This window comes from Streptomyces sp. UC4497 (assembly GCF_054871485.1).
This window is the reverse complement of the sequence record NZ_JBTYHB010000006.1, coordinates 291,028-306,298: the sequence shown is the minus strand read 5'-3', so window position 1 is coordinate 306,298 and position 15,271 is coordinate 291,028. Positions and strand designations below refer to the sequence as shown.

The 15,271-nt window shown below is 72.9% G+C and carries 13 protein-coding genes; 6 read left to right on the top strand and 7 right to left on the bottom strand.

Going from position 1 to position 15,271, the window contains the following annotated elements; genetic code table 11:
* Positions 1 to 118: 118 nt before the first annotated feature.
* The 5 genes from ACYSUO_RS11750 to ACYSUO_RS11730 all read right to left on the bottom strand — a co-directional run bounded on the left by ACYSUO_RS11750 (position 119) and on the right by ACYSUO_RS11730 (position 5,657).
* Positions 119 to 469: a hypothetical protein gene (locus ACYSUO_RS11750; protein WP_461776000.1), complete on the bottom strand. Its 351-nt coding sequence runs from the start codon at positions 467 to 469 to the stop codon at positions 119 to 121.
* A 161-nt stretch (positions 470 to 630) separates the two neighbouring features.
* Positions 631 to 2,031, bottom strand: a complete 1,401-nt coding sequence (locus tag ACYSUO_RS11745; RefSeq protein WP_461776029.1) for an AAA domain-containing protein — start codon at positions 2,029 to 2,031, stop codon at positions 631 to 633.
* A gap of 11 nt (positions 2,032 to 2,042) precedes the next feature.
* Positions 2,043 to 3,650: a hypothetical protein gene (locus ACYSUO_RS11740; RefSeq protein ID WP_461775999.1), complete on the bottom strand. Its 1,608-nt coding sequence runs from the start codon at positions 3,648 to 3,650 to the stop codon at positions 2,043 to 2,045.
* Complete coding sequence (locus ACYSUO_RS11735; RefSeq protein WP_461775998.1) at positions 3,647 to 4,804, bottom strand: hypothetical protein; 1,158 nt, start codon at positions 4,802 to 4,804, stop codon at positions 3,647 to 3,649. Before ACYSUO_RS11735 ends, ACYSUO_RS11740 begins: the two co-directional genes overlap by 4 nt.
* The gene (locus ACYSUO_RS11730) at positions 4,728 to 5,657 is read right to left on the bottom strand and encodes a phosphatase PAP2 family protein (RefSeq protein ID WP_461775997.1); all 930 of its coding nucleotides are present in this window, start codon (positions 5,655 to 5,657) and stop codon (positions 4,728 to 4,730) included. Before ACYSUO_RS11730 ends, ACYSUO_RS11735 begins: the two co-directional genes overlap by 77 nt.
* A 243-nt stretch (positions 5,658 to 5,900) precedes the next feature.
* Between ACYSUO_RS11730 and ACYSUO_RS11725 the strand changes: the two genes are divergently transcribed.
* Positions 5,901 to 6,500: a histidine phosphatase family protein gene (locus tag ACYSUO_RS11725; protein ID WP_461775996.1), complete on the top strand. Its 600-nt coding sequence runs from the start codon at positions 5,901 to 5,903 to the stop codon at positions 6,498 to 6,500.
* Positions 6,501 to 8,163: 1,663 nt separating this feature from the next.
* On the opposite strand, the gene ACYSUO_RS11720 is transcribed toward ACYSUO_RS11725, so the two are convergent.
* Positions 8,164 to 9,531, bottom strand: a complete 1,368-nt coding sequence (locus ACYSUO_RS11720; protein ID WP_461775995.1) for a tetratricopeptide repeat protein — start codon at positions 9,529 to 9,531, stop codon at positions 8,164 to 8,166.
* 309 nt (positions 9,532 to 9,840) lie between these two features.
* On the opposite strand from ACYSUO_RS11720, the gene ACYSUO_RS11715 reads away from it, so the two are divergent.
* Both ACYSUO_RS11715 and ACYSUO_RS11710 read left to right on the top strand, forming a co-directional pair.
* A complete protein-coding gene (locus tag ACYSUO_RS11715; RefSeq protein WP_461776028.1) occupies positions 9,841 to 10,284 on the top strand; it encodes a hypothetical protein in 444 nt (147 codons plus the stop codon).
* Between the two features lie 33 nt (positions 10,285 to 10,317).
* Positions 10,318 to 11,190 (top strand): spermidine synthase, encoded by an 873-nt coding sequence (locus ACYSUO_RS11710; protein WP_461775994.1) that lies wholly within the window; start codon positions 10,318 to 10,320, stop codon positions 11,188 to 11,190.
* Between the two features lie 135 nt (positions 11,191 to 11,325).
* Here the strand turns inward: ACYSUO_RS11710 and ACYSUO_RS11705 are convergent, their stop codons facing one another.
* Positions 11,326 to 11,904: a hypothetical protein gene (locus ACYSUO_RS11705; protein WP_461775993.1), complete on the bottom strand. Its 579-nt coding sequence runs from the start codon at positions 11,902 to 11,904 to the stop codon at positions 11,326 to 11,328.
* Between the two features lie 100 nt (positions 11,905 to 12,004).
* On the opposite strand from ACYSUO_RS11705, the gene ACYSUO_RS11700 reads away from it, so the two are divergent.
* The 3 genes from ACYSUO_RS11700 (at position 12,005) to ACYSUO_RS11690 (ending at position 15,262) form a co-directional block, all read left to right on the top strand.
* Positions 12,005 to 12,709: a response regulator transcription factor gene (locus ACYSUO_RS11700; protein ID WP_461775992.1), complete on the top strand. Its 705-nt coding sequence runs from the start codon at positions 12,005 to 12,007 to the stop codon at positions 12,707 to 12,709.
* Complete coding sequence (locus ACYSUO_RS11695) at positions 12,706 to 14,103, top strand: sensor histidine kinase (RefSeq protein WP_461775991.1); 1,398 nt, start codon at positions 12,706 to 12,708, stop codon at positions 14,101 to 14,103. The genes ACYSUO_RS11700 and ACYSUO_RS11695 overlap by 4 nt, the downstream gene beginning before the upstream one ends.
* Before the next feature lie 130 nt (positions 14,104 to 14,233).
* A complete protein-coding gene (locus ACYSUO_RS11690) occupies positions 14,234 to 15,262 on the top strand; it encodes a chitinase (RefSeq protein WP_461775990.1) in 1,029 nt (342 codons plus the stop codon).
* The last annotated feature ends 9 nt before the right edge of the window (positions 15,263 to 15,271 follow it).

Here is a 15,271-nt window from a genome sequence, read left to right as displayed (position 1 = left end):
CGATCGCCAAGGGTTGCGGAAAATCGGGACAGGGGCGGGCGGGGTGGAGTATCTTGCCCACCTGGCATATGCCAAATGATCTTTAGGGTCCCGTGATGCGGCCCCGACGCGGCCTCGTTTACGTCGTCCGGTCCTGGGCCCCGCGCAGCAGATCGCGGCCGAACTCGACCATCTTCTTCGCATAGTCCTCGGTCCAGTCCGCGCGCTCCGCGATGTCCGCCGTGGTGAGCCGGTCGAAGCGGCGCGGGTCCGCGAGCTGCGCCGCGGCGACGGCCTGGAACTCCATGGACCGGTCCGCCGCGGAGCGGAACGCGTGCGTCAGCTCCGTGGCCCGGGTGAGCAGGTCGCGGGGGTCCTCGATGGACTCCAGGTCGAAGAAGTGCTCCGGGTCGGCGGACGCCTCCGCGGGTTCGAAGATCAGCGGGGCGGGTCGCAGCCGGGGCTGGTGAGTACGGTCGGGCTCCGCCATTGTGCGGCCTCCTGTTGCCGGGGTGACCCGCGGTTCGGTGTCGGGCCACCTTCCATTGTCCTTCGGCCCGCAAGAGGGCGGGGGGCTCCGCCGGGGGGCGGGTGGTGGGGTGGGGCTGGTCCGGGGTAAAAGATTCGGGGCGCTGCCCCGGACCCCGCTCCTCAATCGCCGGAGGGGCTTGATTGGCCCGATCCGCCGGAGGGGCTTGATTGGTCCGATGTGCCGGAGGGGCTTGACCAGCTGACCCGGTGTTTCGCCAAGCGGGCCAGGACCGAGTGGTTTGCCTCCCAGCCGTCCGGGAATTTCACCGTCACCCCGAGTTGGACCGGGTCCGCCGACGGGTGTTCGTCCAGGAGGTCCGCGACCCCGGCCCTGCACACCACCACGCACGCGTGCCGGTGCCGGGAGGCCAGGACGCACAGGCGGCCCGTTTCCAAGTGGAACGCCGTCGCGTCGGGGCGTCCGGACAGTGGGTGCAGGACGACGGTGACGTCGAACTCGCGGCCCTGGAGCCGGTTCGCCGTGTCGACGGTGACGTCCTGGACGTCGAGGTCCGCGAGCGCCGCCCGTACCGCCGCCGCCTGGTCGCGGTGCGCGGTGCCGACGCAGATCCGGTCGGCCGTAAGGGAGCCCTCGCCGGACTCGGAGCGAGTGACGCCCTCGCGGTCGAGTAGTCGCCGGACCACCTGGGCCACGGCCCGTACCGCCTCCGGGTCCGTACGCGGCGTGTGCGCGGCGGGCAGTTCGAGCAGGCCCCAGCCGGAGGCCGCCGCCTCGTCGATGACCAGGTCCGGGCCCGAACCGTCCGACGGCACCGTGAAGTTCAGCTCCCGGTCGCCCTCGTCCGTGCCGCTGCGGAAGGGCGTGTACGGGTAGAAGGCGTCGGAGACCAGGGGCGCCGCCGAGGCGGGGAGGCGCCAGGAGACCGGGAGGCGGTGCTGGGGCAGATCCGGGTTGTGGGCGAGCAGTGTCGACACCGCCGAGGCCGACGGGTCGTAGGACAGGCCCGCCCACTGCTCCGAGCCGACGATCGCGAACGGGTCCAACTGCCCCGGGTCGCCCACGAACAGCGCCCGCTCGAACAGCCCCGCCACGGCGAGCAGCGCGTCGGAACGCATCTGGTACGCCTCGTCGACGATCGCGTGCGGCCACGGTTCGACGTCCTTGACGTGCGCCCACTTCGCGGCCGTCGAGACGACGATCGGGAGCGGGGCCAGGTCGCCGGCCTTCGTCGACAGGCGGACGTTCGGCAGGTCGTCGAGCGCCTTCTCGTACGCGTCCGGGTCACTGCTGTGCAGCCGGCCGACGGCCAGCTCCGGGTTCTTCGCGTGGAGGCGGAGGACGAGGTCGTCCACCTGAGCGTTCGTCTGCGCCACGATCATCAACGGGCGGCCCGCGTCGGCCAGTTCGAGCGCCGCGCGCACCACGAGGGTGGACTTTCCTGCGCCGGGAGGCGAGTCGACGACGATGCCGCGCGCCGTGCCGTGCAGGGTGTCGTGGAGGATGGCGGCGGTCGCCTGCCCGGCCGCGTCCGACGGGCTGAGGGCGGTGGTCGTGGTCATGGTCGTCGTGGTCACAGCACGTCCTCCGAAGTCACGGTGTCGGGCGACTCCGCGCCCGTCCCAGGCGGGCCGCCGTGCGTCCACGGTGTCTCCTCCGGCTCCGGCAGCTTGGGGCCGCCGCGCTGCTCGTGCTCGAACAGCGTCCAGCACACCTGCTCGCCCTTCTCCGGAAGCGAGCCCTCGGCCGGCTCCTTGCCGCGCCCCATCTTGTCCAGGATCCGCAGTACGACGGGGGCGTCCCCGCCTTCGGCACCCTCGGCTCCCTCGTCCTCGTATCCCACGAACTCGGCCGTCTGCGGCTTGCCTTCGAGGGTGCGGTACACCTTCACGCCCACGCCGAGGCGCGGACCGTCCTGCGTGCGGAGCGTGACGAGCGGGCGGGGCCGCTTCTTCTCGTTGTACGCCGCCACCACCTCGGTCACCTCACCGGTGAACGCCTCGCCCGCCAGGCGGCGGCCCGCCATCACCAGCGGGTCGTCCAGCGCCTCCTGCGCGTCCAGGCGGGCCTGCTCGCGCTCGCGCGTGGCCAGCTTGTTCGCCGCCGTCACCGCGTCGTCGCGGCGCGGCTGCGGGGGCTCGCCCGCGAGGACCCGGTCGCGGTGCCCGGTGAACGACCAGCGGTCGCGGGTCCAGCGCTCCGCCGCGTACGCGCCCTCGGGCAGCGTGCACAGCTGGTCGAGGCCGCGCCACACCGCGTCCCACGTGGGCCGCGTACGGGACTCGACCAGGGCGTTGATCTCCCGTTCGGCCGCGGTCAGTTCGGCGAGGCGGCCCTCCGCCTCGACGGCGTCCTCGGCGGCCGCGTGCCGCGTACGGGCCTTGTCGTAGCGCTCGATCGCGGGCGCGAGCAGCTTGTTGTCGAATGCGGGGTCCGTGGCGGGACCCGCCGGCGGGCAGAGCAGCTGCCCGTGCCGGTCGCGGTCCAGCTCGGCGCTGAGCGCGGCCGCCGCGCCCGAGGTGCCCTCCGGTGCCTCGATCCAGGCGAGCAGCGCGCCCAAGTGCTGGTCCTCCAGGCTCGACTGGCCCGTCGCCCAGTGCCGCGACAGCAGGTCGGTCATCGCGAGGAGCAGGGCGGAGCCGGGGACCCGCGCCCGCTCCCCGAAGTGCGTGAGCCAGCGGCCGAGGAGCGGGACGTGCGGCGGCGCGGGGTAGGGCGTCTCCGGGTCCTGCTCGGCGGTGCGGCGAAAGCGCATGGAGCGGCCGAGGAGACGGAGGAACTCGATGCCCGCGCGGCCCGGCACGATCAACTGCGGTGCGTCCGCGCACAGTTCGACCTCGACCTTGACCTTCTTGCCGGTCTCCGGGTCGACCTCGCTGCGCTCCGCGGCCTCGACATCGGTGGCGTACGTGTCGATGTACGGCAGGACCTCATCGGCCAGTTGCGTCAGGAACGCGAAGCGGAGGTCGCGGTCGCGGGGCTGCGGGACGACCAGGAGGCGCGGTGACGTGCGCTCGGTGCCGACGAGCGCGCCGAGCGGAGCGCCGGTCTCACCGGCCGTCGTGAGCGGTACGAGCACCAGGGGGCGCTGGGACAAGTGGCGGTGCCGGACCGTTGCCGTGCGCTGGGCGCGGCCCGATCGGGTGGCCTCCAGCCGGGCCAGATGGTTGATGAGGCTCACTGGTGCGCACCTCCGAGCGCCTCGGCCCGCAGCGCCGCCGCACGGCGCAGCGCCGCCACCGTCGGATCCGCGGGGTCGCCCGCCTCGCCGTGGGCGGCGGCGAGCACCTCGTCGACCGAGGTCAGCGAGCCGAGTTCGGCGCGCAAGGGGCGGCCGAGCGCGGTCACCGCGCCCTCCCCGCGCGCGTGGTCACGGCAGTGGAAGGCCAGCTCGCATGCGGCCAGGCACTCCGGCGCGTACGTCGCCGGAACCGACTCGACCGCCGCCGTCAGCTCGGCCGCGGGCAGCTCCGGGTCGAAGACCGTGCCCGGCGGGAGCTCCGCCGCGATGTCCTCCACGCGGGTCAGGCGTGCCAACTGGCGCCGCGTCACCGACCGTTGCTTACGTACGTCGACGGCCGACGCCGCCGGCAGGTTCGAGAAGTCCTTGGGGCAGACGAGGACGATCCGGTCCCTGACCCGCACCTCCGCGTCCGGCATCCGCGCCGCGACCTCCTCAAGGGCCAGCACGTACACCGCCGCCTGGCGGGCCGCCGCGCCCACCTTCGACGCGTCCGCCGCGCCGTCGATCATCGGGAACGACTTGATCTCGACGACCGTCCAGCTGCCGTCCGGATGCACCACCACCGCGTCCGGCTCCAGGAACGCCGGGCTGCCCGCCACGTCGAGCGCCAGCATCGGGTGGTCGAGGAACGTCCAGGTCCCCGGCGACCCGACGGCCTCCCGGAGGGCGAGCGCGGTGCGCGCCGTGCGGCCCTCGGGACCGATCGCCGACAGGTCGGGGGCCCGTACGACATCGGGCGTCGGCTCGGGCGCGGTGCCGTCCACGCGCGCGTGGACCAGCCCCAGCAGCTCCGCGCCGCCGTCCGACTTCACCCGCGCCTCGAACACATTGCCGCGGGCCAGGGCGAACTGGGACTGGCCGAACGAGGACGGTGAGCCCAGGGCATCCGCTACGCGCGCCTTGTCGACCCCCGCGCCGTCCAGGAGCGCCCGCCTTCGGCAGCCCGGGTTCGCCGCGAGCGCGGCCAGGGCCCGGGCGTCCAGTGGACGCGGCGGATGGTCCGGGCCGCGCAGTTCAGCGAGCCGGTGCCGCAGCCCCGTCGTCGCTGTCCTGCGATGCGGCTGCCTTGCGCTGTCGGGGAATTCGCTCACCCTGGGAAGTCTGGCATTCTCCACTGACAATCGGGGCGTGCGTGGCGGAAGGGGTGGCCTGCGCCCCCGCGAACACGGTGTACGCGCGGTCCTTCAGGCGTGCCGCGACGATCCGTACCGGCTTGGTCAGGAGCAGGCCGAGGGCCATCGCCGCGACCCCGGCGAGCGCGTCGAAGAAGTAGTGGTTGGCCGTGCCCATCACGATGACCGTGGTGAGCAGCGGGTACGCGACGCCCATCGCCTTCACGTACGGGGAGCGGGCGTGCCGCCACAGCAGGACGCCGCACCACAGCGCCCAGCCGACGTGCAGGCTGGGCATCGCCGCGTACTGGTTGGTCAGGCCGCCCATGCCCTTGGGGGCGCTGGCCGCGCCGCCCCACCAGCCGTACGAGCTGTAGTAGGCCATCGTGTCGATGAAGCCGTGGTGCGCGGCGAGCAGCCGGGGCGGGCTGGTCGGCAGCAGCACGAAGCCGACGAGGGCGATCACCGTGGAGGTCATCAGCCACGTACGGGCCGTGCGGTAGATCTCGGAGCGGCGGCGGAACAGCCAGACGAGCACGATCGGCGTGATCAGATAGTGCAGCGAGGCGTACCAGAAGTCGGCGGGGATGCCGATCCACGGTTCGCGGGTGAAGAGACGGTTCAGCGGGTGCTCGAGGTTGAGGTGGACGGCCTGTTCGGCCCGGAGGATCGCGAGGCCGTGGTCGACGGCCTGCTCCACGTCGCCACGGGCGAGCAGTCGGCCCGCCGAGTACGCGCCGTACACCAGGAGGATCAGCGGCAGTTCCGTCCACCAGCGGAGCCCGGCGCCGGGTATCGCTTCCGTGCGCGGTGCCTCGTCGGTCTGCGACATGCGGGCCGCTCCCCCTCTTCGTTCGTGCGGCGGCCTCTGGCCACGGCCTCACTTTTACGGTGTACATGGGCCTGTGCGTGGGCGACCCTTGACCCTCCTAGACGCAGCGATCACGCTGCGGGTTGCCCGCCGGGCGTCCTCCCTGTGGGTTGCGCGATGATGGACGGGGCGATCCTTCCCGCTCGCCCTATGTTCACCCTTGAACCCTTGTAGTTGCTTGCAGTTTCGAAAGAGGCCCCGCTCATGGCACCGCGCATCCTGTTGGCCCGGCACGGACAGACCGAATGGTCGCTGTCCGGACGGCACACCGGGCGGACGGACATTCCCCTCCTCGAAGAGGGCAGGCGCGGCGCGAAACTGCTCGGTGAGCGACTCGGGCGTGCGCCGTACGACGGGCTCGACGGGGTGGAGGTGCGGACGTCGCCGCTGGTGCGGGCGAGCGAGACGTGCGAGCTTGCCGGGTTCGGGGAGCGGGCGAGTGCGTGGGACGCGCTCATGGAGTGGGACTACGGGGCGTACGAGGGGCTGACGCCGGCGCAGATCCAGGAGCGCAGGCCCGGCTGGTTCATCTGGCGGGACGGGGTGCCGGAGGGGGAGTCGCTCGCGGAGGTGACGGCGCGGGCGGACGAGGTCGTGGAGTGGGCGCGGTCGGCCGACCGGGACGTTCTGGTCTTCGCCCACGGGCACATTTTGCGGTCGATCGGGGCGCGGTGGCTCGGTTTCCCGCTGGACTTCGCGGCGCGGATCCGGCTGAACCCGACGTCGTTGTCGGTGCTCGGGTGGGCGTATGGGGAGCCGGCGTTGGAGTCGTGGAACGAGACGGGGCACCTGGCGGTGGGCTGAGCGGGGCCGGGGCCGGGGCCTGTCGTAGCTGTTGCGCGGCACCGTGGTCCCACCGTGCCGTGGTCGGCGCCTCCCGTCCTGGGTGCGCGGCACCGGTCCTTATCCGGCGGTGCCGGGGTGGGCGCCCTTGCACTCGGCGCGCGGCATCGGTCCATGTCCGGCTGTGCCGGTGCCCGGTCATCTCCCGCCCGCCCGCCCCCTCCGGGGGCTTCGGCCTGTCCGGGGCCGGGTTGCTGTGCCGGGGTGGGCGCCTGTCGTAACTGTTGCGCGGCACCGGGGGCTTGCCGTGCCGTGGTCGGCGCCTCCCGTCCTAGGCGCGCGGCACCGGTCTTTGTCCTGCTGCGCCGGGGCGGGCGCCCCTGCATTCGATGCGCGGCATCGGTCCATGTCCGGCTGTGCCGGTGCCCGGTCATCTCCCGCCCGCCCGCCCCCTCCGGGGGCTTCGGCCCGCCTGGGGCCGGGTCGCTGTGCCGGGGTGGGCGCCCTTGCGCTCGGCGCGCGGCATCGGTCCTTGTCCGGCTGTGCCGGTTGCCCAGTCGTCTCCCACCCGCCCGCCCCCTCCGGGGGCTTCGGCCCGTCCCGGGTCCGGGTTGCTGTGCCGGGGGCGGGGCCCGTTGTGAGGGGTGCGCGGCACCGGGGTGCCGCCTTGCCCACCCTGCCGCCCAAGGCGGCAGATTGCCCAAGTCGGGTGCGGCCGACCGCAGTGGGTGGGGAGCCGTGCGTGCGGCGGATTGCCCAAGGCGGGGGCGGCTGACCGCAGGGGGGAACCGTGCCAGGCGGCAGGTCGCCCAAGGCGCGTGCGGTCGACCGCAGCGGTTGGGGAGCTGTGGTGGGTGTTACCCAAGGCGGGGGCGCCAGCCGCCGGGGTGGGGAGCCGTGGTGGGCGGCGGCCGATTGCCCAAGGCGCGTGCGGTCGACCGCAGCGGGTGGGGGACCGTGCTGGGCGGCAGGTCGCCCAAGGAGGGGGCGGTCCTCGCCGTCTCGGGTGGGGAGCCGGGGTTGGTGTTACCCAATGCGGGCCGGTGTCGACCGCGACGGTGGGGAGCCGTGGTTGGCGGCGGGTTGCCCGAGGCGCGTGCGGTCGACCGCAGGGGGTGTGGAGCCGTGGGTGGCGTTACCCGAGGCGGGGTGCGGTGTCGACTGCGGCGGGTGGGGAGCCGTGGCCGTCGCCGGGTCGCCCAAGGCGTGGTGCGATACCCCGTCGGGCCGACGCCCCCGGAGGGGGCGGGTGGTGGGAGATGGGCGGGAGCCGGGTGATTGCCTGCGGGCGGGGCAATTCGAGCCTCGCGGCGGGTGGGCATTTTCAGCCCCGCTCTGGGACGGGAGCCCGCGGGGTCCGGGGCGGAGCCCCGATCTTTCAAGCCCCGCTCTACGGACGAGACTCGCGGGGTTCGGGGCGGGGCCCCGAGGCCGTAACGCCGGTTCGGCACAATCAGCCCCGCCGGCGATTGAGGCGCGGGGTACGGGGCGGAGCCCCGATCTTTGAAGTCCCGTTCTACGGACGGGGGCCTGCGGGGTACGGGGCGGAGTCCCGGTCTTTGAAGGCTCGCTCTACGGATGAGACTCGCGGGGTACTACGGGGCGGAGCCCCGATCTTTCCAGCCCCGCCGGCGATTGAGGCGCGGGGGCCGGGGTGGAGGCCCGTGGCGTAGGGGACGGGTGGTCAAGCCGAGCGCCGCGATGTCGCGTGGGTGGTCAGGAACGTGGAGACGCCTGATGCGCGGCGGTGGGGGAGGAGGACGCGGGCCGTCGTGGCCAGCATGCCCTCGATGCGCGAGGAGCGGACGTCCTGGAGCAGGTTGAGGGCGCGCAGACCGGCGGCAGCCGATTCGTCGGGGTGGCCCGCGCGCGCCAGGTCGTCGGCCAACTCGGCCGTGTACAACGCCATGTTGCGGGTGAAGTGCGGATCCTGGAGGGCCACCGCGCGCCGCGCGTGCAGGGACGCCCGGTCCCAGCCGCCCAGCGCCGACCAGCACTGCGCCTCGAGGCCCTCCAACTCGGCCTCGCCGTAGAACGACATCCACTCCGGATCCGCGTCCGACGCCCCCCGCGCGAACAGCGCCTGCGCGCGGGCGAGGGAGCGTTCGCAGGACGGCTGGTCGCCCAACCCCGCCCAGCCGCCTGCCTCTCGTAGCGCGAGGAGGGACAGGAGGCGGGGTGAACCGAGGTGGGACGCCACGCGGGTCGCCGCCTGGGCCGCGCGTACCGCCTCGCGGGGGCGCCCCGCGTCGCGCGCCAGGAACGCCGTGTTGCAGAACGCGTGCGCCTCCAGCGCCTCGTCGCCCGCCATCCGCGCCGTCGCGAGCGCCTCCGCGTAGTGCGAGCGCGCGTCGTCGAAACGGCCCGAGTCATGGGCCAACCAGCCGACGGAGATGGCCAGTTCACCCGCCCCGGCCTGCAACCGCTCGGTGACCTCGCGTCGGCCAGGACCCGCGTCGAGCAGCTCGAAGGCGGTCCGCAGCGGGGTCGAGGCCCGCCGGTACAGGCCGTCCGCGCCGTGCCGGTCGTCGAGCAGCCGGATCCGCCGGATCGCCTCCTCGACGGCGTTGATCCCGGCCCGCGCCGGATGCCGGTCGAGGTCCGCGGGAAGCGTGGGGACGCCGAAGGGGGCCAGGGCGGCGACGGCCACGGTGGCAGTCGAGCCGGTCATGCCGGTCATGAATGCGCGACGTCGCACGTCGCTCTCCTCGTCGTACGAATACTGCGGGTCGGCGGTGGCAGCGGCGGGGCGCGCACCCCGGCCACGTACCGCAGAGCGGGGCGCGAACCCCAGGTCCGCGAGGGTCCGGCCCGGGAACATGTGCAGAAACACCCGCTCGTACGCGTAGTTGGGGCAGCGGATCTCGCCGGCCTCCACACGTCCGATGTAGCGCGCGTCGCAGCTGACCTGCTCACCGATCTCCCGCGCCGCGCGCCGCACCGCGGCCGCGAACTCGCCCGGCGAGCGCTGACCGCGCAGCTCCCGGAAGGCGAGGTTCGGTCGTGGAGACTGCGGCGTCGAGATGTCCGAGGCGATCGGCGACGACGTCATGAGCGGGTCCTCCCGTGCGAACCGTGCCGGACGGCAGGGAAGTTGGGAGCGCGCCCGGCATCCCGGAGATCCCGGGAGGGGGAGGGCAGCCGCAACTTCCTTGTTCCGGCGAGGCTCGAAGGTACCGGCTGTCACGACCGCGACACGCTGGGTTTGGCTACAAACCGGATATCTCACCCACGATCCGCCATGAACTGCCATCCTTTGCGGCGGCGTGCCGCCGTAGCTGTTGACGGCGCGTACGCGTTGAACCTTGCGGCGGAACCCCACGAGCGAGGAGGGACCGACGTGTTGGACGCGACCAAGCCCATGCTGTCACTTCCCACGACCCCAACGACCCCCACGACGGTGCGGCATCGACCGAGCGAGGAGTGCAGCGCATCGCCGCCGGGCGACTGCGACCTGGTCACCGTGCCGGCCCGGCAGGGCCTGGAGGCGGTCGACATCCTGCGCCGCGGCTGTACGGAAACGGTTGGCCCGGTGCTGCACGACGGGGGCGGCGAGACCCTCGGCTTCCTCGTCCCGCCCGGCACCGCCGACGGCTGGGACCTGCCCGGCAGCGACTGCACGCACACGCAGGGCCGCGGCCTCTCGATCGGCGCCCGGCCCGACCCGCCGGTCGAGGGCACGGGCTGGCTGCTCCCGCCGGACCCCGTGGAACGGCCCACGGACCTGGTCACCGACCCCGCGGTGCTGCGGGCCGCGCTCGACGAGGCGGCGCGCATGATCGAGGCGGCGGACAACCACCGCTGAGCCGTTCCGGGCCTGGCCGTCGATAATGGCCGAATGGGAAGGTCGCGAGGGAAACAGGGGCAGGGGCGCGCGGGGCGGGAAGCCGTGGTCGAGAAGGTCGACGGCGGGCTCGCCGAGCTGGTGCCCGACCGGGACCGCCCGGCCGGCTGGACGCTGCTCGTGGACGGTGCGCCGCAGTCGCACGTGGACCTCGACGACCCGGGCCACCTCTCCTTCGAGTACCAGCGCCGCATCGGGCACGTCATCGATCTGGCCGCCGAGCGGGGCCGTCCCGTGCAGGCCGTGCACCTCGGCGGCGGGGCGTTCACTCTGGCCCGCTACGTCGCCGCGACCCGGCCCCGGTCCACGCAGCAGGTCGTGGAGCGCGACGGGGCGCTGATCCAACTCGTGCGCGGGACGCTGCCGTTGGACCCGGGGCAGCGGATCCGGGTGCGGACCGCGGACGCGCGTGAGGCGCTGGCCAAGTTGCCCGACGACTGGGCGGACGTGCTCGTGGCCGATGTGTTCAGTGGGGCCAGGACGCCCGCGCATCTCACCAGTACGGAGTTCCTGGCGGAGGTGCGGCGGGTGTTGCGGTCGGCGGGGACGTACGTCGCGAATATCGCGGACGGGCCGCCGCTCGCGTATCTGCGGGGGCAGATCGCCACCGCGGCGGCCGTGTTTCCCGAGCTTGCGCTCGTCGCCGATCCGACGGTGTTGCGGGGGAAGCGGTTCGGGAATGCGGTGCTGGTCGCGTCCGCGGGGGTGTTGGGGGTGGCGGAGTTGACGCGGCGGGCGGCGGGGGATCCGCATCCCGGGCGGGTCTTGCACGGCAAGGAGCTTGTGGACTTTGCGGGTGGGGTGGTTGCGGTCACCGACGCGTCGGCGAAGGCGTCTCCGGCTCCGCCGCCGTCGGTGTTTCGCTAGTCGTGGCCCACGTCGCGGGGCTCCGCCCCGGGCCCCGCGCCTCAATCGCCGGCGGGGCTGGATTTGCCCACCCGCCGCTGGGCTTGAAAGCCCCGGACCCCGCGGGCTCTCGTCCCAGGGCGGGGCTGGAATGGCTCAGTACTTCGCGATCTCCACCGTCGGCTCGTGGTCGTGCCACGTGCAGAAGACTGAGACCTTTTTCTCGCCCGAGGTGAATTCGACGCGGATCCACGTCGGCTGTTTCCAGACCTGGACCGACCAGCCCGCGGCGGGTGTCGCGGAGACGAGGGTGGCCGAGGTCTTCTGGAGGTCGAAGACCGCGCGGCCGCCGGTCGTCGCGTAACTCTTGACGGAGCCGGAGGCCGGCGACGCGGGGGACGTCGTACGAGGGGTGGGCGAGGAGGACGACGCCGACCTCGACGGGGACGGTGACGTACGGCTCGGTGACGCCGACGGCTTGCGCGTCGACGTCGACGGTGACGGCCGGTGCGTCGAGGAGGACACCGGCGGCTTCGCATCCGGCTCGTCCTGCGTCGCCGCGACGGGGAGCGCCTGCGGCGGGTCGTACACCGTGCCCGACATCACCGTGTGGACGCCCCACCACGACAGCGTCACCGCGGCCCCGGTGGCGAGCAGCCATGCGGCGCCGTGGGTGAGCCGTCGGCGGCCGGGGTGGTCCTGGCTCGGGGAAGGCGGGGGCGGGCTCTCGTGCATCGCGGGCCATACTGCACCACACCGGCCCCGGCTGTCCCGCAGGTCCCGCAGTCACCCGGAAGAGGCCCGAAAACCGCCGGATGGCGTACGGTGCCGTCCCATGGCAAGTGTGCTCGTGGTCGAGGACGACCAGTTCGTACGCTCAGCCCTCATCCGGCACCTGACCGACGCCGCGCACACCGTGCGCAGCGTCGGCACCGCGTTGGAGGCGCTGCGCGAGGTCGCTCATTTCCGGTTCGACGTCGTAATTCTGGATCTTGGTCTGCCCGATCTCGACGGGGCCGAGGCGCTCAAGATGCTGCGCGGGATCACCGACGTACCCGTGATCATCGCCACTGCGCGGGACGACGAGGCCGAGATCGTGCGGCTGCTGAACGACGGCGCCGACGACTATCTGACCAAGCCGTTCTCGCCCGAGCACCTGTCCGCCCGGATGGCCGCCGTGCTGCGCCGCTCGCGGGGGAACACGGGCGCCGAGCCGCCCTCGCGGGTGATCCGGGTCGGGGGGCTCGCCATCGATCCGCTGCGGCGGCAGGCCGAGCTCGACGGTGCGCCGCTGGATCTGACGCGGCGCGAATTCGACCTGCTGACCTTCCTCGCCGGACGGCCCGGCGTGGTCGTCGCGCGCAAGGAGCTGCTTGCCGAGGTGTGGCAGCAGTCGTACGGCGATGACCAGACCATTGATGTTCATCTGTCGTGGTTGCGGAGGAAGCTCGGGGAGACCGCCGCGCGGCCGCGCTATTTGCACACCCTGCGCGGCGTCGGCGTGAAGCTGGAGCCCCCTCGCGTGGAGCCGCCGGCATGAGGTGGGCTCTGGTGAAGGTGTGCCTCGCCGTTACGACGATGGTGGTGGTCGCCTTCGCCGTACCGCTCGGCCTCGTGATCAAGGAGATGGCGCGGGACCGGGCCTTCTCGAACGCGGAGCGGACCGCCGCCGCCATCGGCCCCACCCTCTCCATCACCACCGACCGCGACCAGCTCGCCCGCGCCCTCGCCACCGCGCAGACCGGCGGCGAGGACCGGATGTCGGTGTACGTCCCGGCCGGCGGCGGGAACGAGGCGATCCGGCTCGGGGAGCAGCGGGTCGGGGCCGACCGGCTCGACATCCGGCAGGCCACCGTCGTGGACGTGCCGGGCGGCTCGGTGTGGCTCCAGCCCATCGCGGTGAGCACGGGCAAGATCGCCGTCGTCGAGGTGTACGTGCCCGAGGCCGAGGTCACCAATGGTGTGACGACCGCGTGGGTCGTGCTCGGTGGTGTCGGCATCGCGTTGATCATCGGGTCCGTGGCGGTCGCGGACCGGCTCGGCGGGCGGATGGTGCAGCCGGCGCAGCGGCTCGTGGGCGCGGCGCACGATCTGGGGGACGGGAAGCTCGGGGCGCGGGTGCCCGAGGACGGTCCGACCGAGCTGCGGCTCGCCGCCGTGGCGTTCAACTCGATGGCTGATCAGGTTGTTCAACTGCTCGCCAATGAGCGTGAGTTGGCGGCGGATCTGTCGCATCGGCTGCGGACTCCGTTGACCGTGCTGCGGCTCAATGCCGCCTCGCTCGGGGACGGGCCCGCCGCCGAGCAGACCCGGGCCGCCGTGGAACAGCTGGAGCATGAGGTCGACACCATCATCCGTACGGCCAGGGAGGCCAAGCCCCAGACCGCCGCGGCCGGGCCCGGCGCGGGCTGCGACGCCGCCGAGGTGATCCGCGAGCGGATGGACTTCTGGTCGGCGCTCGCCGAGGACGAGGGGCGCAAGGTGCGGGTCGCCGGAGTCGACCGGCCCGTGCGACTGCCGGTCGCCCGCGGGGAGTTGGCGGCCGCGCTCGACGCACTGCTCGGCAACGTGTTCCGGCACACCCCCGAGGGCACGGCGTTCGCGGTCGACGTGCACCGGGCCGAGGGCGCCGTGATCGTGCTCGTCTCCGACGCGGGCCCCGGCATCGCCGACCCGGAGGCCGCGCTGGCTCGTGGCACGGAGGGTGTGGAGGTCGGCTCGACCGGGCTCGGCCTGGACATCGCGCGCCGGGTCGCCGAGTCCACCGGTGGCGACGTGCGGATCGGCTCGTCCGTGCTCGGCGGCACCGAGGTGCGGATCTGGCTGCAGCTGGAGGGGTGCAGGCCCGCCCAGGGGCGCCGCGGGCACGGGCGGCGGGGCCGGGAACGCAAAGGATTGGTATCTACCTTTAACCGGTCCCGATCCCTCACTTAAGCCAACCCTAAGATCCTCAACGCCCCTGCCGCTTGCCCGAATTGCGGGGTTGTCGATCGCTAGCGTGCTGCTGCGCCCCACCTCCTCGTGGGCGCATCCACCCCCCACGTAGACCTAAGGCAGGCACGCGATGAGCAGCAGCATGCACCGGCGCAGGATCAGCGGCAGGAAGAAGGCGGTGGGCGGTGTCGTGGCCGCCGCCCTCGTGGGCGGCGGCGCGTTCCTCTTCGCCTCCGGCGCCTCCGCCGAGGTGACGGACGCGGACGCGGGCGCCTCCTTCGCTCCGTACGTCGACACCTCGCTGCAGCCGAAGTTCGACCTGGTCGACTCCTCCAAGGTCACCGGCGTCAAGGAGTACAACCTCGCCTTCATCACCTCCGGCGGCGACTGTGCCCCGAAGTGGGGCGGCGTCACCGACCTCGGCAGCGATGAAGTCGCGGCGCAGATAGGCGACTTGAGGTCGGCGGGCGGCGACGTACGCGTCTCCTTCGGTGGCGCGTCCGGCACCGAGCTGGCCCAGGCCTGCTCCTCGGCGGGCGATCTTGCGGCGGCGTACCAGAAGGTCATCGACCAGTTCGACCTCACCAAGGTCGACTTCGACATCGAGGGCGGCGCGCTGCCCGACACGGCCGCCAACACCGAGCGCGCCGAGGCGATCGCGACGCTGCAGAAGAACAACCCCGACCTGAACGTGTCGGTGACGCTGCCGGTGATGCCCGAGGGGCTCACCCAGGACGGCGTGAACTTCCTCAAGAACGCCAAGGAGAACGGCGCTTCGCCCGACCTCGTCAACATCATGGCGATGGACTACGGGGCGTCGTACAGCGGCGACATGGGCGACTACGCCGAGCAGGCGGCGACCGCCACGCAGGCGCAGGTGAAGTCGGCGCTCGGCCTGTCGGACGCGGACGCCTGGAAGGCTCTCGCGATCACTCCGATGATCGGAGTCAACGACGTCTCGTCCGAGGTCTTCAAGGTCGAGGACGCCACGCAGCTCGTCTCCTTCGCGAAGGAGAAGGGCCTCGGCGGCCTGTCGATGTGGTCGGCGACCCGCGACAAGGCCTGCGAGGGCGGGGCCTCCGACTCGGCGCAGCCGACGTGCAGCTCGATCGAGCAGGAGGCGAACGCCTTCCAGAAGGCGTTCGCCTCGCTCAACTGACCGCTGGGG

Excerpts from the sequence above, each read along its gene's own strand:
- ACYSUO_RS11725 (WP_461775996.1), top strand. The coding sequence starts at position 5,901 with ATGGCACCGCGCATCCTGTTGGCCCGGCACGGACAGACCGAATGGTCG.
- ACYSUO_RS11730 (WP_461775997.1), bottom strand. The coding sequence starts at position 5,657 with ATGTCGCAGACCGACGAGGCACCGCGCACGGAAGCGATACCCGGCGCC.
- ACYSUO_RS11700 (WP_461775992.1), top strand. The coding sequence starts at position 12,005 with ATGGCAAGTGTGCTCGTGGTCGAGGACGACCAGTTCGTACGCTCAGCC.
- ACYSUO_RS11695 (WP_461775991.1), top strand. The coding sequence starts at position 12,706 with ATGAGGTGGGCTCTGGTGAAGGTGTGCCTCGCCGTTACGACGATGGTG.
- ACYSUO_RS11705 (WP_461775993.1), bottom strand. The coding sequence starts at position 11,904 with ATGCACGAGAGCCCGCCCCCGCCTTCCCCGAGCCAGGACCACCCCGGC.
- ACYSUO_RS11690 (WP_461775990.1), top strand. The coding sequence starts at position 14,234 with ATGAGCAGCAGCATGCACCGGCGCAGGATCAGCGGCAGGAAGAAGGCG.
- ACYSUO_RS11710 (WP_461775994.1), top strand. The coding sequence starts at position 10,318 with ATGGGAAGGTCGCGAGGGAAACAGGGGCAGGGGCGCGCGGGGCGGGAA.
- ACYSUO_RS11715 (WP_461776028.1), top strand. The coding sequence starts at position 9,841 with ATGCTGTCACTTCCCACGACCCCAACGACCCCCACGACGGTGCGGCAT.
- ACYSUO_RS11750 (WP_461776000.1), bottom strand. The coding sequence starts at position 469 with ATGGCGGAGCCCGACCGTACTCACCAGCCCCGGCTGCGACCCGCCCCG.
- ACYSUO_RS11720 (WP_461775995.1), bottom strand. The coding sequence starts at position 9,531 with ATGACGTCGTCGCCGATCGCCTCGGACATCTCGACGCCGCAGTCTCCA.
- ACYSUO_RS11745 (WP_461776029.1), bottom strand. The coding sequence starts at position 2,031 with ATGACCACGACCACCGCCCTCAGCCCGTCGGACGCGGCCGGGCAGGCG.